This window comes from Micromonospora sp. NPDC049497 (genome assembly GCF_044465805.1).
In the GTDB taxonomy this organism is placed as follows: Bacteria; Actinomycetota; Actinomycetes; order Mycobacteriales; family Micromonosporaceae; genus Micromonospora.
In genome coordinates this window covers 493,094-509,159 of record NZ_JBITMC010000001.1, presented here as the reverse complement: position 1 = coordinate 509,159, position 16,066 = coordinate 493,094, and the positions used below count along the sequence as shown (strand labels likewise).

Here is a 16,066-nt window from a genome sequence, read left to right as displayed (position 1 = left end):
ACCCCCCGCACAACCGTGGTTGTGTGGGCCTCTGCGGGCAGCGTCGTCTGTGGGCACGCTACTCCCCTGCGGCCAGCAAAAAAATGACCGTTGCCCGACACATTTCCGCGCCGTCCACACTGTGGACGGGCACCGTTCAGCGGAGCCGGCGGGCGTGCACGGTGGTCAGCCACCAGATGTGGACGCCGGTCCAGACCACCACGCCGGCGGCGATGCCGAGGCAGAGCGGGACCAGACCCGCCCAACCGGTCGACGCCACGCCCACCATCACGACGCCGAGGAGGGTGAACTTGGCCGCGTACAGGCCGAGGCCGAACGGCAGCACCAACTGCGGGTTGACGCTGTCGGCCCAGGCCAGCACCAGGGTGGTCACCGTGTAGCTGGCGACGGTGATCCCGACGCCGAGCGCCGCGCCGAGCGCCGCGTCGGCCCCGCCGACCAGGGCGCCCACCAGCGCCGCCACGGCCGCCAGCCCGCCGGTGGCCGCGAGCAGGACCGGCAGGTGCCGCAGCCGCCAGCGCCGGTCGCCCGCCGTGGGCGCCGCCGGCTCCCGCACCCCGGACTCAGCCACGGGGGTACGCCGGGAACGCGGCGACCAGTTCGGCCACCTCGGACGCGACCCGGGCCAGGTCGTCGGAGCCCCCGGGCGCGGTCGGGTCGGTGCGGACCGCCCGGGCGATCAGCCCGGCGACCCGGGCCATCTCCGGCTCACCCATGCCCTGGGTGGTGACGCTGGGGGTGCCGACCCGGATGCCGGAGGCGACCATCGGCTTCTGCGGGTCGTACGGGATGGCGTTCTTGTTCAGGGTGATCGTGGCGGCGTCGCAGCGCGCCTCCGCGTCGGCGCCGGTGACGCCGACCTCCCGCAGGTCGATCAGCGCGAGGTGGGTGTCCGTGCCACCGGACACCGGGCGCATGCCCTCGGCGGCCAGCCCGGCGGCGAGCGCCCGCGCGTTGCGGACGACCTGCGTGGCGTACGCCCGGAAGTCCGGCTGCGCGGCCTCGCGCAGCGCGACGGCCTTGGCCGCGACGGCGTGCATCAACGGGCCGCCCTGGGTGAACGGGAAGACCGCCTTGTCGATCCGCTGGGCCAGGCCCTCCCGACAGAGGATCATGCCGCCGCGCGGGCCGCGCAGCACCTTGTGGGTGGTGAAGCAGACGACGTCGGCGTGCGGCACCGGCGACGGGACGGCGCCACCGGCGACGAGACCGATGAAGTGGGCGGCGTCCACCATGAGGTACGCGTCGACCTCGTCGGCGATCTCGCGGAACCGGGCGAAGTCGATCAGCCGGGGGTACGCGGTCGCGCCACAGATGATCATCTTCGGGCGGTGCGCGAGGGCCAGATCGCGGACCTCGTCGTAGTCGATCAGCTCGGTGTCCCGCCGGACGGTGTAGCCGACCGTGTGGAACCACTTGCCGGAGAAGTTCACCCGGCTGCCGTGTGTGAGATGGCCGCCGTGCGGCAGGTCCATCGCGAGGACCGTGTCCCCCGGCTGGACCAGGGCGGCGTACGCGGCCAGGTTCGCGCTCGCACCGGAGTGCGGCTGGAGGTTGGCGTGCTCGGCGCCGAACAGCTCCTTCGCCCGGGCGATGCCGATCTCCTCGGCCCGGTCCACCTCGGCGCACCCGCCGTAGTACCGCCGGCCCGGGTAGCCCTCGGCGTACTTGTTGGTCAGCGTCGAGCCGAGCGCGGCGAGCACCGCCGGGGAGGTGAGGTTCTCGCTGGCGATCAGCTGGAGACCGCCGCGCAGCCGCTCCAACTCGCCGAGGACCACCCCGGCGATCTCCGGGTCGGTCGCCCTGAGCTGGTCGAAGTCCGGTCCCCAGAAGATCGGAATGTCGGTGTCCACAGCGCCAGAGTCTATGGGGCCGCACACTGGAATCGTGCGATGCCTGGTGACCGGAGCGACGGGATACATCGGCGGACGGCTCACGCCCCGCCTGCTGGCCGAGGGGCACACGGTGCGCTGCCTGGCCCGGAAGGCGGGTCGGCTGCGCGACGTGCCGTGGGCGGCGCGGGTCGAGATCACCGAGGGGGACCTCCGTAAGGCGGAGACGCTGCCGGCCGCGTTCGAGGGCGTGGACGTGGCGTACTACCTGGTGCACTCGCTGGGGCAGGCCGGCTTCGAGGCCGCCGACCGGGAGGCCGCCACCACCTTCGCCGCCGCCGCCCGGGCCGCCGGCGTACGCCGCATCGTCTACCTGGGCGGGCCGGAGGCGAAGGCGGACGGCGAGATCCCCTCCCCGCATCTGCGCTCCCGGGCCGAGGTGGGCCGGATCCTGCTGGCCAGCGGCGTGCCGACGGCGGTACTGCGGGCCGCGGTCATCATCGGCTCCGGCTCGGCCTCGTTCGAGATGCTGCGCTACCTGACCGAGCGCCTGCCGGCCATGGTCACCCCACGCTGGGTGCGCAACCGGATCCAGCCGATCGCGGTCCGCGACGTGCTGCGCTACCTGGCCGGGTGCGCGCACCTGCCGCCCGAGGTCAACCGCGCGTTCGACATCGGCGGGCCGGACGTGCTCACCTTCGGCGACATGATGCAGCGCTACGCCCGGGTGGCCGGACTGCGCCGGCGGATCATCGTGCCGGTCCGGCCGCTGACCCCCTCCCTGTCCTCGCACTGGGTCGGGCTGATCACCCCGGTGCCGAACGCCATCGCCCGGCCGCTGGTGGAGAGCCTGGTCCACGAGGCGGTGGCACACGAACACGACATCGCCACGTACCTCCCCGACCCGCCGGACGGGCTGACCGGGTTCGACCAGGCGGTCGCCCTGGCCCTGGCCAAGGTCCGCGACGCCCAGGTGGAGACCCGCTGGTCGACCGCGAGCGGCCCGGACGCCCCGGCCGAGCCGCTGCCCACCGACCCGAAGTGGTCCGGCGGCACCGCCTACACCGATGTCCGGGAGCGGGCCGTGGCCGCGCCGCCGGACGCTCTCTGGCGGGTGATCGAGGGCGTCGGCGGGGAGCACGGCTGGTACTCCTTCCCACTCGCCTGGTCCGTGCGCGGATGGCTGGACCGGCTCGTCGGCGGCGTGGGACTGCGCCGGGGTCGGCGCGACCCGCACCGCCTCCAGGTGGGCGAGGCGCTGGACTTCTGGCGCGTGGAGGAGATCGTGCCCGGTGAGCTGCTCCGGCTGCGCGCCGAGATGCGGCTGCCCGGCCAGGCCTGGCTGGAGATGCGGGCCATCCCCACCGAGGACGGGCGCAGCCGCTACCAGCAGCGGGCGGTGTTCCTGCCGCGCGGGCTGGCCGGGCACGCGTACTGGGGGGCGGTGGCGCCCTTCCACGCCGTGGTCTTCGGCGGCATGGCCCGCAACATCGCCCGGGGCGCCGAGCAGGCCGCCGACCGGCTCGACGCCACCCCCGGAGGCCGCTGAGCCCTCGCTAGTCGCCCGTGCGGGGGCCGGTGGGCTGGAAGGCGGTCACCTCACTGGGCGGCACGAAGTCCCGGACCGGCTCGTCGCGCAGCGTGAAGGCGAGCACCTCCCCCACCGCGGTGACCAAGCGGCTCTGCGTCGCCCGGCCCACCGCGTCCCGCGGGTCGTCCGGATTGGTGGCCATGGTGGCCACCGCCAGTTGCGGGGTGAAGGCGACCACGGTCTCCGTCGCGTACCGCTCGGAGCTGCCGGTCTTGCCGGCCACCGGCCGGCCCACCTTCTCGTGCAGGTCGGTCGCGGTGCCGCCCGCGCACTGCCGGTACATGGACTGGTCGCCGACCGGGCAGCGCGCCGCGTCCGCCGCCGCCCGCGCCACGTCCGGGTCGACGACCTGGCGGCAGTCCGGCTGCGCGGCGGCCACCGGCCGCCCGGCGGCGTCGGTGACCGAGACGACCGGCAGCGGCGCGCACCACGTGCCCTCCGCCGCCACGGTGGCGTACGCGTTGGCCACGTCGAGCGGGGTGGTGGCCGAGACGCCGAGGGTGAACGGCCCCCAGGTGCGGGCACCGTGCCGGGCCAGCCCCGCGTCGTCGGCGGACCGGAACACGATGCCCAGCCGCTCGGCCATCTCCACCACCCGGTCCGCGCCGACCCGCTCGGCCAGCCACGCGAAGTACGTGTTCACCGACAGCCCGAAGGCGGTCCACATGGTGTGCCGCCCGTCGACGGACGAGTTGGCGTTGCGGGGGCACCAGTACCCGTCGCAGCTCGTCGGACCGGTCACCGGGTAGCCGGTGACGATCCGGTCGGGGGCGTCGAACTCGGTCCGCAGCGGCAGCCCGGACTCCAGCGCGGCCAGCATGGTGAAGAGCTTGAACGTCGAGCCGGCCTGGTAACCCTCGATCGCACCGCCCCCGGCGACGAGCTGGTTGACGGTGTTCGGGCGGTTCTTCTGCCCGGCCGGGTTGGCCTGCACGCCGTAGTTCCGGTTCACCGCCATCGCCAGCACCCGGCCGGTGCCGGGCTGGACCACCGCGGTCGGTGCCGCGTACCGGTCGTTCGGCCCGTAGAGGCGCCGCACCTGCTCGGTCGTGGCCCGCTGCACCGCCGGGTCCAAGGAGGACACGATCGAGTACCCGCCGCGGCGCAGGCTGAGCTGCCGCTCGTCGACGGTCGCGCCGAACGCCGGCTGGGCGTTCCACCAGCGGGTGAACCAGTCGCAGAAGAAGCCCCAGTCGTTGTGCGCCTCCGGCACCGCCGTGCAGTCGTTCGGCGTCTCGCTGGGCCGCAGGTTGATCGGCTCGGCCTTCGCGCGGGCCGCCTCGTCGGCCACGAGCTGCCCCAGTTCCACCAGCCGGTCCAGCACGTACGCCCGGCGGCGTAGGGCGGCGTCCGCGTCCCCGTTGATCGGGTCGTCGGTGTCCGGCGACTGCACCAGCCCGGCCAGCAGCGCCGACTCGGCCAGCGTCAGGTCGGCCGGGGACTTGGAGAAGTACCTCTTGCTCGCCGCCGCCACCCCGTACGCGCCGGCACCGAAGTAGGCGATGTTGAGGTAGCGGGCCAGGATCTCGTCCTTGCTCAGCTCCCGCTCCAGCGCGAGCGCGTACCGCATCTCCTGGAGCTTGCGCGCGGTGGTGATCTCGGTGGCCGCGCGGCGCTGCCGCTCGGTGAGCCGGGGATCGCTGCCGAGGACGTTGCGGACGTACTGCATGGTCAGCGTGGAGGCGCCCTGCCGGGTCGCGCCGTCGCGCTGGTTGACGGTGAAGGCGCGGACGACGCCGCGCACGTCGACGCCGCTGTGCTCGTGGAACCGGGCGTCCTCGGCGGCGATGATCGCCTGGCGCATCACCGGCGCCACCTCGGCCAGCGGCACGTCCACCCGGTCCTCCTGGTAGAAGGAGGTGATCAGGGTGGTGCCGTCGTTGGCGTACAGGTTCGACCGCTGGGCGGTCGGCGGCGTGCGCAGCGAGTTCGGCAGCTCGGAGTAGGGCGCGGCGAGCGCCGAGAACCCGATTCCGAACACCAGCGCGGCCGGGAGGGCCGCCGCCGCGAGCACCAGTCCGGCGAGTGCGCCGGCCATGAGTACGGTCATCAGTTTGTGAAGGTGTGCCCGGGTCATCAGCTCTCCCCGCCGGAGCCGTCAGGACCCGTTCAGAATGGCCCGAATGGCCTTCTTCACCACCTTTTTCCCCCAAACCCGCAGAAGATTCGCACCTACGGGGTGAACGGGAAGGATTAGGGCAGCAGAGCGGTGGCGAGGGGGTGGATGGACTCCTCGATCTCGTCGGCCACCCGGCTGAAGCACTGGTCGCCCCGGCCCCACGGGTCGTCGAGATCGTCCGTCGGCAGCGCCGCGGCGCCCTGGCGCGCCGCGTGGGCCGCCTTCACCAGAGCGACGCCGCGGGCGTACACGGCATCTCCGGTGGCCTCGGCCGGCGGCAGCCCGGCGGCGTCGACGCCGGCCAGCAGCCGGCCGAACTCCCCCAGCACGAAGGTGCGCGACGCGGCGTCCGGGCGCAGCGCCACCACGTACTCCTGCTGGTCGGCGGTGGCGGTGAGCACCAGGTCGGCGGCGTCGATCAGGTCCGACCGCAGCTTGCGCGCGGCGAAGCCCTCCACGCTGCCGCCGCGCGTGGCGACCTGGCGGGCGGCCGGCGGGTTCATCTCCTCGCCGGCGTGCCAGCCCCCGGTGCCGGCGCTGTGGCTGTGCACCAGCTCGTCGGCGCGGCCGGGGTCCACGCCGCCCCGCCGGGCCAGCCGCTCCCGGACGGCCAGGGCCAGCAGCCGCTCGGCCATCGGCGACCGGCAGATGTTGCCCATGCACACGTGCAGCACCGTGAACGGGGGCACTCAGGCCACCCGGCTCTCGACGACGAGGTCCGGCACGACGTCCCGCAGCTTCTCGATCGGGATCGCACCCGGACGCAGCAGCCGCGGCACCTCACCGGTCAGGTCCACGATCGTGCTCGGCACCGGATCGGCGGCCGGACCGGCCTCCAGGTAGGCCCGCACCGAGTAGGCGAGCTGGTCCCGAGCCTCCTCGGCGGTCACCGCCGCCGGCTGGCCGACCTTGTTGGCTGACGCGACCGCCATCGGCCCGGTCTCCCGCAGCACCTCGAGCGCCACCGGGTGCAGCGGCATGCGCACCGCCACCGTGCCGTTGGTGTCGCCCAGGTCCCAGCGCAGGCTCGGCGAGTGCTCGACGATGATCGTCAGCGCGCCCGGCCAGAACGCCTCGACCAGGTCACGCGCCGAGCGCGGCAGCGAGAACACCAGGCCGTCGAGCGTGTGCCGGGAACCGATCAGCACCGGCGGCGGAGCCGCCTGGCCCCCCTTGGCGTCGAGCAGCGCCTTGACCGCGTACGGCGTGAACGCGTCCGCGCCGATCCCGTAGACCGTGTCCGTCGGCAGGACCACCAGCTCGCCGTTCTTGACCGCCTCGATGGCCGCGGCGATGCCGCGGTCCCGGTCGGCGGGCGACCGGCAGTCGTAGAGCATCACGAGGAGCCAGTCTGCCACGCCGGGCCGGGGTCGGCGTGCCGGCGGTCGCCACGACGGGACGCGGTGGCGAACCGGGGCCGCCCGGTCAGGTCCTCGTGGCCGGTGACCCCGGCGTACCGGCCGTCGGCGGCGAGCAGCGCCGGCACCACGGTGCCGTGCGTGTCGTCGTGCTCGACGCCCAGCACCCCGCCCGGACGCAGGAGCTCCGCCGCCCGCGCCACCACCGGGCGGATCACCGCGAGGCCGTCCGCCCCGCCGAAGACCGCGCTCGCCGGATCGTGCCGTTCCACCTCGGGCGGTACGGCCACCTCGTCCGGCACGTACGGCGGGTTGCACAGCAGCACGTCCACCCGGCCGACCAGGTCGGCGAGCAGGTCCGGCACGGTCACGTCCGCCTCCACCACCTCGATCGGCCGGTCCCCCGCCGCCGCCCGGTCCGCCGCGTTGCGCCGCAGCCACCGCAGCGCGGCGGCCGACCGCTCCACCGCGACCACCCGGGCGCCCGGCAGCTCGTGCGCCACGGACAGGGCGATCGCCCCGGAACCGCTGCACAGGTCCACCACCAGCGGCTCGGCCGTCCGCGCGGCCTCGGCGATCCCCCAGCCGGCGAGCAGCTCGGTCTCCGGGCGCGGGACGAAGACACCCGGCCCGACCGCCAGCTCCAGGTGCCGGAAACCGGCGCTACCGGTGAGGTGCTGCAACGGCTCGCGCCGCGCCCGCCGGGCGACCAGCGCGTCGAACCGCTCGCGCTGCCCGTCGGTGAACCCGTCGGCGATGGCCAAGTGCCCCCGCGAAACCCCCAGGACGTACGCGGCCAGCATCTCGGCCTCCACCCGCGGCGCCTCGACCCCCGCGTCGGCGAGCACCCGGATCGCCCGGGACACCGGAACGGAGGGCCGTTCGCGTCTCGTCCCTTCGGACGGCTGTTGCGGCACCGTGGTCACGACATAATCATGCAAGCGTCGCCAGCGCCGGCACGAGCGGGTGCGGTCAGGCGCACACCGAGGAGGAGGTGACGGGTGGGTTGGCTCGACCGGGTCACCGACCAGGTTGACGCCCTCATCCGGGCACGCGACCTCCAGGAGTCCAGCCGGTCCGCCGAGGCGTCCGCGGTCCTGGACACCGTCCTGCGCACCAGCACCGACCCGTACGCGCGGGCCGACGCGCTGGTGCAGCGGCTCTGCACGGTGCTGAACCTGGGCCGCACGGCCGAGTACACCCGGGCGATCGAGGAGGCCTCCGCGGCGGTCCGCGACCTCGCCGAGCCCTACCTGCACGGGCATCTCAACGCGCTCGCCGCGCTGGCCGCGCACCACCAGGGCGCCCTGGACCGCTGCGTCACCCACCTGGTGCGGGCCGCCCGCGCGCTGGGCGCGGTGGACGACCCCGACCGGGACACCGCGTGGGGCTGGCACGACCTCGCGATGGCCTACTCCTACCTCGGCTTCCACGGCTACGCCCTCAGCGCGATCGAACGGGCCCGGCAGCTCGGGACGGCCGCCGGCATCCCCGAGGAGACCTTCGCCGCCCCCGGCATCCGGCTGCGCAACGCGGTCGCGCTGGACCACACCGGCGACACCGACGGCTGCCTGCGGGTGCTGCGGGACGTCGCCGCCGACCTCGACCGTTTCCTGAGCTCCGGTCGGTCCAGCCGGCTGCGGCCCAGCAGCCTCGCCGCGTACGGCTACGCCGCCGCCCGGCGGGCGGCCCTGGGCGACCGGCTGGACGTCGGCACCGACGCCGCGCCCGCCCGGTTGCTCTCGCACGGCGGCGACAGCGCCCGGGCCCGGGACATGCGCCAGCTCGGCCAGGTCTGCGTGGCGATCGCCGAGGGGCGGCCGATCGAGGCGGTCACCCGGCTGGACACCGTCCAGGTCTCCAACGAGACGCTCGGCGCGGCCGAGCCGGCCCGACTGCGCAGCGTCGCCCTCGCCCGGGCCGGCGACCATGCGGGGTCGCACCGGGTCGACCGGCTGGCGTTCCGGCTGGCCGCGCAGCGCAACGACCGGCTCCGGGACGTCTACATCGACGGCATCGCCGCCCGGATCGACCACGAGGAGATGCGGCGCGAGGCGGTCCGGTCCGAGGGCGAGGCGCTGACCGACCCGCTCACCGGCCTGCCGAACCGGCGCCGGCTGGAGCGCTACGTCGCCGCCGTGGTGGCCCGGGGCGAACGGGTGGTGATCGGCGTCTGCGACCTGGAGGGCTTCACGGCGGTGAACACGCGGCACGGGCACCACTCCGGCGACCTGGTCCTGCAACGCGTCGCCGGGGTGATCAACCGGGTGATGCGGCGGGGCGACTTCGTGGCCCGCTACGGCGGCGACGAGTTCGTGGTGGTGCTCTCCGACGCCGGCATGACCGAGGCGGCGGAGGTGAAGCGGCGCATCGACGCGGCGATGCGGACGGAGGACTGGGAGTCCCTGGTGCCCGGCACCCCGGTCGGCGTGAGCATCGGCTTCGCGGAGGTCGGCGGCGGCGGCCCGGACCTGCGCGCCGCCCTCGTCGTCGCCTTCGAGGCCGCCGACCGCAAGACGCTCCGCGCGAAGGACCACCCGCGCGCCTCCTGACCGCTCGCACCCGGGCGCCCCTCGGCCCGGCAACGTCCGGAAAAGAGTGGCCATCCGCCCTCGGATGGCCACTCTTTTCGTGAGAGTGCGGGGAAGGTGCCGCGTCAGCGGCGGGTGAGCTCCGGGTCGCCGGCGAGGCGGGCGGCGCGGTCGGCCTCCCCGAGGGCGTCCAGCACGCCGTCCAGGTCACCGCCGAGAGCAAGATCCAGGTTGTACGCGGTGTAGCCGATCCGGTGGTCGGTGATCCGGTTCTGCGGGAAGTTGTAGGTGCGGATCCGCTCCGAGCGATCGACCGTACGCACCTGCGCCTTGCGGGCGTCCGAGGCGGCCGCGTCGGCCTCCTCCTGGGCCGCCGCCAGCAGCCGGGCCCGTAGGATCCGCATCGCCTGCTCCCGGTTCTGGAGCTGCGACTTCTCGTTCTGGCAGGAGACCACGATGCCGGTCGGTACGTGGGTGATCCGCACCGCCGAGTCGGTGGTGTTCACCGACTGCCCACCGGGGCCGGACGAGCGGAACACGTCGATCCGCAGCTCGTTCGGGTCGATGGTGACGTCGACGTCCTCGGCCTCGGGCAGCACCAGCACACCGGCGGCGCTGGTGTGGATGCGTCCCTGCGACTCGGTGACCGGGACCCGCTGCACCCGGTGCACGCCGCCCTCCCACTTGAGGCGGGACCACACGCCGTTGCCGCCCTCCGGGACACCCTTGGTCTTGATCGCCAGCGACACGTCCTTGACCCCGCCGAGGTCCGAGTCCTGCGCGTCGATCACCTCGGTGAGCCAGCCACGCCGCTCGGCGTACCGCGTGTACATGCGCAGCAGGTCGCCCGCGAACAGCGCGGACTCCTCACCGCCCTCGCCGGCCTTGATCTCGACGATGACGTCCTTGGCGTCGTGCGGGTCGCGGGGGATCAGCAGCTCGGCCAGGCGCTCCTCCAGCGCCGGCAGGGACGCCGCGATCGACTCCGCCTCGCCGGCGAAGGACGGGTCCTCCGCGGCCAACTCCCGCGCGGCCACCAGGTCGGCCCGGGCCTGCTCCAGCTCACCGGCGGCCTTGTGCAGGGGCACCAGCTCGGCGTACCGGCGGCCCACCCGGCGGGCGGTGTTCTGGTCGGCGTGGATGGCCGGGTCGGCCAGCCGCTTCTCCAGCTCGGCGTACTCGTCGAGAAGGGCGGCCAGACGCTCGCTGCTCATGCTGCGGGTGCTCCTTCGACGGCGCCGGGGCGGGACGGGGGCGGAATACGGACGACGCCCGCGTCCGGCGGGAAACCGGACGCGGGCGTCGAACGAGGAGTTACTTGGCCTTCTTGGCCTGAACCTTGGCGTACTTCTGCTGGAACTTCGCGACCCGGCCCGCGGTGTCCAGGACGCGCTGCTTGCCGGTGTAGAACGGGTGGCAGGCGCTGCAGGTCTCGACGTGGATCGAACCGCCCTTGGCGGTGCTGCGGGTCGTGAAGGTGTTGCCGCAGGAGCAGGTGACGTCGGTCGTCGTGTACTCCGGGTGGATCTTGGGCTTCATGTCGCCTCGGTCCTTTCGTGGGTGGTCGCCGGGTCGCCCCCGTCGTGGCGTACGCGACGGATTTCGGGCGTGAACCGGAACCGGTGGCCGATTGACCAGTGTGCCATGGGCCCACGCCGGCTCGACACTCGGGCCGCACAGCAGGTCCGGCTTCGACAACGTACGCCGCCCGTCACGCATTCCCGTCTCCCGGCCGGGCATTCACGCAGGCGTGACCGCCGGGGTTCGTACCCCTGTCGGGGCACGTGGCCGACGACCACACGGAGGGACCTGATGACCCGCCTGATCGCCACCCGGGGACTGCCCGCCTCCGGGAAGACGACCTTCGCCCGGACGCTGCAACCCTCCGTGGTCCGCGTCAACCGCGACGACCTGCGCCGGATGCTGCACGGCGAGCGGCTCTTCACCCAGCGGGCCGAGTGGCACGTGACGCTCGTGCAGCGGGCGCAGGTGGAGACGCTGCTGCGGGCCGGGGCGGACGTCTGCGTCGACGACACCAACCTGCGCTCCCGGACCCTGCGGGACTGGGCCGACCTGGCCGCCCAGCACGGGGCCGAGTTCGAGGTGCACGACTTCACCGACGTACCGCTCGAGGAGTGCCTGCGCCGTGACGCGGCCCGGGCGGAGGCCGACCGGGTCGGCGAGGCGGCGATCCGCCGCCTGCACGAACGCTACCTGGAGGGCCGTGCCCTGCCGCTGCCGGTGCCGACGGCACGGACGGGACGCCCGGCCCGGGTGCACCCCCCGTCCGACGAGCCGCCGGAGATCGTCCTGGTGGACATCGACGGCACCGTCGCGCTGAACGTCTCCCGCAGCCCGTACGACATGACCCGGGTCGGTGAGGACGAGCCGAACCCCGCGGTGATCGCGGCGGTGCGGGCCATGCACGCGGCCGGGTACGGGGTGGTCTTCTGCTCCGGCCGGGACGCCTCGGCCCGGGCCGCCACCGAGGCGTGGCTGGACCGGCACGTGAAGGTCCCCTACCTGGCGCTGCACCTGCGGGCGGTGGGTGACTCGCGCAAGGACTCGGTCGTCAAGCGGGAGATCTACGAGCGCGAGGTCGCCGACCGGTACCGGGTGGTCGGCGTCTTCGACGACCGGATGCAGGTGGTCCGGATGTGGCGCGAGCTGGGCCTGACCGTCTTCCAGGTCGCCGACGGCGACTTCTGAGCCGCGGTAAGGAGGGGCCCCTTCTTAACGCCTCCGGTAGAGAAAGGGCCCCCGCTTAACACCTGAGGCCCGCACCGGTACCGGTGCGGGCCTCGGCTCCTTGCACCTCAGCCGGTGGTGAGGGTGATCGTCGCCTCGGCATGCACCCCGTTGACGTCGACGGCGAGCGTCACCGACGCGCCCGGCCGCAGGGCGGTGAGGTGACCGGTGACCGGGTCGAAGCGCGCCACGTGCCAGGGCTTCAGGCCGGCGACCGAGCCGATGTGCAGGTTCGGCGAGGCGGACCAGTCGGCGCTCACCGGTGCCGCCACCGGCACCGTACGCCCGCCCGGCTGGGTCACCGTCGCGGTGACCGGTACTCCGGCGCCGACCGCGACCGTCGCCGGTGCGGCCAGGGCGAGGGCGTCGACGTGCGGGTGGAACTCGGCGGCCACCCAGCGCGGGCCCTCGGCGAGCGGGTTCCGGCGGGCCCGGTCCGCCTCGGCGGGGGTCACCGGGTCCACCCCGAACTCGGTCCAGCCGGTGAAACCGCCCTGGTCGGCGGGGCTCGACGGGCCCTTGCCCGAGTTGCCGTTGACGACGTACGGAACACCGTCGACCCGATCGGCGTGGAACTGGCCGACGTGCCCGCCGACGAACAACGCGCCCTTGCCGGTGCGGTGCTGGAAGTCGGCCAGCCACTGCTCCAGCAACGCCGCCTCCTTCCGGTCGCCGAGCTGGCTCGCCTTGGCCGCGCCCGGGTCGCGGGGCGGGTGGTGGTGCACGACGACCACCGAGCCGACCGCGTCGTCCCCGGCGGCGGAGTCGAGCGCCGACCGGAGCATCCGGATCTGGTCGAAGCCGCCACCGCGCAGTGAGCCGGTGGACGAGTTGAGGGTGACGAAGCGGGTTCCCTCGTGGTCGAAGACCCGCTCGGTGTCGCCGAAGACGGCCCGGAAGTTGCTGATCGGCGCGCCCATGATCTCGTGGTTGCCGGGCACGTAGTGGTACGGGATCTCTCCACCCAGCTCCTCGTCGAGGATCCGCTTCGCCAGCGCGAAGTCCGCCGGGTAGGCGGTGTCCACCAGGTCACCGTTGATCACCAGGAAGTCCGGCCTCGCCGCCCTGACCTCGCGGAGCGTACGGCGGGCCTGGGCGACCAGGTCGCTGTCCGGTGCCGCCGCGACGAACTGGGCGTCGGACATCACCGCGTAGCGCCACGGCGCATCGTCCACGGTGCCGTCACGCAGCACCACCCGGTCGGTACGCGGCGCCTCGGCCGGCACGTCGACCGTCGGCGGCACCTTGGCCACCAGGTCGTCGATGACCACCTCGCTGGTGTACTTCGCGGCGGCGTTGGTCTCCGCCACGTAGAACCGGCGGACCCGCACCGGGTACTGCACGCCGGACGGCACGGTGAACTCGACGTACCGCCAGCCCTTCCAGTCGATGAACGGGCCGCGCAGCACGTGCTGGGTGTCCTGGGCGTCGTGCAGGTGCAGGCTCGGCCACTCGCCGGTGCCGTTGCCGTGGATCCACAGGCCGAAGGCCTGCGGCTGACCGGGGACCGGGATCCACGCGGGCGGGTTGGCGTACGCGGCCCGGGTGCCGGTCGACTGGCTGAAGTCGTACGTCATCCGCAGCCCGGTGCCGGTGCGGCCCGGCGCCGGGGCGACCGCGCCGCTGGCCCGGGCCTGGCTGAACGTCCACGACGCCGCGTCATCGAACCCGGCGACCGGCACGTCGGTCAGCCCGACCGTCACCGGTACGACGGTGGTGCTGCGTCCGACGCGGACGGTGACCAGGGTGGAGCCGCTGGCGCGCAGGGCGGTGGCGGACAGGTTGCCGTCGGCGGTGGGGGTGACGCGCAGCAGCTCGCGGTCGTACTCCAGCGTCAGGTCGGCGGGCTCGACCGGGGCGGTGTTGCCCTCGGCGTCGTACCCCACGACACCGAACAGCGCCGTCCCGCCGACGGTGGAGAGGCCGACGCGGTCCACCGTGGAGTCGATCCGGGCCAGCGGTCCGAGCACCGTGAGGTCGATGGTGCCGTAAGCCTCGTCCCGCCAGGCGGTGACCGTGGTGGTACCGGGCGCACCGGCGCGGAACACCCCGTCGTCGTCCACCGTGCCGTGCACCGCCGGGTTGGCCCGCCACGCCGGTGCGCCGGCCGCCGGGCCGTACGTCTCGTCGTGGCCGGCGGCGGTGAGCCGGCGGGTCAGGCCGGGGAAGACCCGGTCCGGCCGGCCGCCCCGCACCGGGGAGACGCCCGGCGCGGTGGTCGGGTCGCTGGCGGTCTCCAGCCAGAACCCGGTGAGCCGTCCGCTGCCCTTCGGGGCGTACAGGGCCAGACCGTTCGGCACGGCCCGCTCGGTGCCGTCCGACGGGCTGTTCTCCACCTGCACCGCCGCCGCGCCCGGCTCCCGGGCGAGCAGCGTGGACGAGCCGCCACCGTCGAGGTTGAGCGCGTGGTGGGCACCGAGTTCGGCCATCATCCGGCCCATCTCGGTCTGGGTGACGCCCCTGCTGTCGACCTGCCGACCGTCCACCGTCAGCATGATCATGCGTCGGCCGTCGGCGGAGAAGCCCACCGACGTACGCGGCGCCAGGGTGGCGTCGGCGATGCTCTGCACCACACCGTCGCGGACCAGCACGTTGCCACCGCCGACCGCCGCGTGCAGGGTGCTGCCGTCGGCGGCCCTCGGGCGGTACGTGACGTCGACCGGGTCGCCGGGCTTCAGCCCCGCGAGGCCGTCCGCGCCGGCGTCGCGGCCCAGCAGGATGGTGGTGCCGGCCGGGATCGGCCCGCTGCCGGCCGTCGTGGCGACGCCGGCCACGCGACCGCCGACCACGGCGACCTCGGTGACGCGGGTGGCGCCGGCGACCGGACGCTCCCGGGTGTACGCGCCCCAGAGCGACGTGAACACCCCGGTGCCGTTCGCCTGGACCATGTTGTTGAACTGGGTCAACGGCACCGGCCCGGTGGGCAGGGTGGCGGTGCCCTCGAAGTTCACCTCGATCACCTGGCCGAGCCCCTCGCCGGTGATCGCCGCCGCGTTGGGGTGTCCGCTGATCGCGGACTGAACCAGCTCGCCGTCGCGGATGCCGACGCCCTGGGCCGCGCCCGAGTTGTTGATGTCGAAGAAGTCGCCGTTGACGGCGGCGACGGCCCGGGAGGCGTCCACCGCGCCCCGAAGGGGCTCGGCCCGGCTGACCGCGCCCGAGTTGACGTAGTCGACGGTGACGCCGCCGCCCAGGTCCGCGGTGAGCGCGTCCGCGCGCAGCCAGCCCTGGGCGTCGTACCGGTCGAAGGAGGTGAGGTCGAGGCCCGGCGCGACCGGACGCGTGGTCTTCGTGGTCTCCAGGCCGCCGGCCGGCTCGACGCCGGTGGCGGTCGCGGTGGTGGCGGCGCTCGCCGCCGGGTCCCCGGCCAGGGTGACCGAGCCGGCGGCGTACGAGGAGGCGCGGGGCGCGTCCTCGGCGGCGGTCGGGGAGAGGGCGGACGCCGGCGGTGCCGCCGCACCGGCCGTCACGGGAACGGTGCCGGCCAGGGTGAGCAGCGGCGTCAACAGCAGGACGCCGGCGAGCCGGGCGGATCGTCTGCGGGTACGCATGGACGACAGTCAACCGGATGATGAATAGAAGTTTCAACAGTCGGCTGCTGAACCGAAGGAAAATTCCATGACTAGGCCGTCGCAGGCATGTCACGTGGCGTGACGGCAGGCCGACCCGCACGGGTGCCTCGCAGCCCCCTTTGCTCTGCACCCCGATGTGCGCCGCGCACGATCCGTTGCCGGTGCGTATCCGGGTGCAGAGCAAAGGGGGCAGGGTCGTTGTGGCCTGGCGCGGGGAGGCCGAGGTATCTCCCCTGCTCAGGCGCTTGCTCACCATCGCCGGGCAGAGCACCGCCCTGACCTCCCTCTCAACAGGTCACGCCCGGTGATGATGGA

At 74.0% G+C, this 16,066-nt stretch carries 12 protein-coding genes; 3 read left to right on the top strand and 9 right to left on the bottom strand.

The features are described 5' to 3' along the window. Positions 1-136: 136 nt before the first annotated feature. Both ACIBR0_RS02370 and glyA read right to left on the bottom strand, forming a co-directional pair. On the bottom strand, positions 137-571 hold the full coding sequence (locus tag ACIBR0_RS02370; protein ID WP_396712296.1) for a hypothetical protein: 435 nt from the start codon (positions 569-571) through the stop codon (positions 137-139). Then, positions 564-1,841, bottom strand: coding sequence for a serine hydroxymethyltransferase (gene glyA, locus ACIBR0_RS02365; RefSeq protein WP_396712450.1), 1,278 nt, complete (start codon positions 1,839-1,841; stop codon positions 564-566). The genes ACIBR0_RS02370 and glyA overlap by 8 nt, the downstream gene beginning before the upstream one ends. Before the next feature lie 46 nt (positions 1,842-1,887). Between glyA and ACIBR0_RS02360 the strand changes: the two genes are divergently transcribed. After that, a complete protein-coding gene (locus tag ACIBR0_RS02360) occupies positions 1,888-3,381 on the top strand; it encodes an SDR family oxidoreductase (protein ID WP_396712295.1) in 1,494 nt (497 codons plus the stop codon). A 7-nt stretch (positions 3,382-3,388) separates the two neighbouring features. Here ACIBR0_RS02360 and ACIBR0_RS02355 read toward each other — a convergent pair whose 3' ends face one another. The 4 genes from ACIBR0_RS02355 to prmC all read right to left on the bottom strand — a co-directional run bounded on the left by ACIBR0_RS02355 (position 3,389) and on the right by prmC (position 7,826). Beyond that, on the bottom strand, positions 3,389-5,500 hold the full coding sequence (locus ACIBR0_RS02355) for a transglycosylase domain-containing protein (RefSeq protein ID WP_396712294.1): 2,112 nt from the start codon (positions 5,498-5,500) through the stop codon (positions 3,389-3,391). 116 nt (positions 5,501-5,616) lie between these two features. Next, positions 5,617-6,231, bottom strand: a complete 615-nt coding sequence (locus tag ACIBR0_RS02350; protein WP_396712293.1) for a phosphotyrosine protein phosphatase — start codon at positions 6,229-6,231, stop codon at positions 5,617-5,619. Next, positions 6,232-6,879, bottom strand: a complete 648-nt coding sequence (locus tag ACIBR0_RS02345; RefSeq protein WP_357034122.1) for an L-threonylcarbamoyladenylate synthase — start codon at positions 6,877-6,879, stop codon at positions 6,232-6,234. Further along, a complete protein-coding gene (prmC, locus tag ACIBR0_RS02340; RefSeq protein WP_396712292.1) occupies positions 6,879-7,826 on the bottom strand; it encodes a peptide chain release factor N(5)-glutamine methyltransferase in 948 nt (315 codons plus the stop codon). The genes ACIBR0_RS02345 and prmC overlap by 1 nt, the downstream gene beginning before the upstream one ends. A gap of 75 nt (positions 7,827-7,901) precedes the next feature. Here prmC and ACIBR0_RS02335 point away from each other — a divergent pair, with 75 nt between their 5' ends. Beyond that, positions 7,902-9,452 (top strand): diguanylate cyclase domain-containing protein, encoded by a 1,551-nt coding sequence (locus ACIBR0_RS02335; RefSeq protein WP_396712291.1) that lies wholly within the window; start codon positions 7,902-7,904, stop codon positions 9,450-9,452. 104 nt (positions 9,453-9,556) lie between these two features. On the opposite strand, the gene prfA is transcribed toward ACIBR0_RS02335, so the two are convergent. Then, positions 9,557-10,645, bottom strand: coding sequence for a peptide chain release factor 1 (gene prfA / locus ACIBR0_RS02330; RefSeq protein WP_396712290.1), 1,089 nt, complete (start codon positions 10,643-10,645; stop codon positions 9,557-9,559). A 100-nt stretch (positions 10,646-10,745) separates the two neighbouring features. Beyond that, on the bottom strand, positions 10,746-10,970 hold the full coding sequence (rpmE, locus tag ACIBR0_RS02325) for a 50S ribosomal protein L31 (RefSeq protein ID WP_396712289.1): 225 nt from the start codon (positions 10,968-10,970) through the stop codon (positions 10,746-10,748). A gap of 273 nt (positions 10,971-11,243) precedes the next feature. Here rpmE and ACIBR0_RS02320 point away from each other — a divergent pair, with 273 nt between their 5' ends. Continuing rightward, a complete protein-coding gene (locus ACIBR0_RS02320; protein WP_396712288.1) occupies positions 11,244-12,140 on the top strand; it encodes an AAA family ATPase in 897 nt (298 codons plus the stop codon). Positions 12,141-12,247: 107 nt separating this feature from the next. On the opposite strand, the gene ACIBR0_RS02315 is transcribed toward ACIBR0_RS02320, so the two are convergent. Further along, complete coding sequence (locus ACIBR0_RS02315; RefSeq protein ID WP_396712287.1) at positions 12,248-15,730, bottom strand: phosphodiester glycosidase family protein; 3,483 nt, start codon at positions 15,728-15,730, stop codon at positions 12,248-12,250. Positions 15,731-16,066 lie beyond the last annotated feature (336 nt).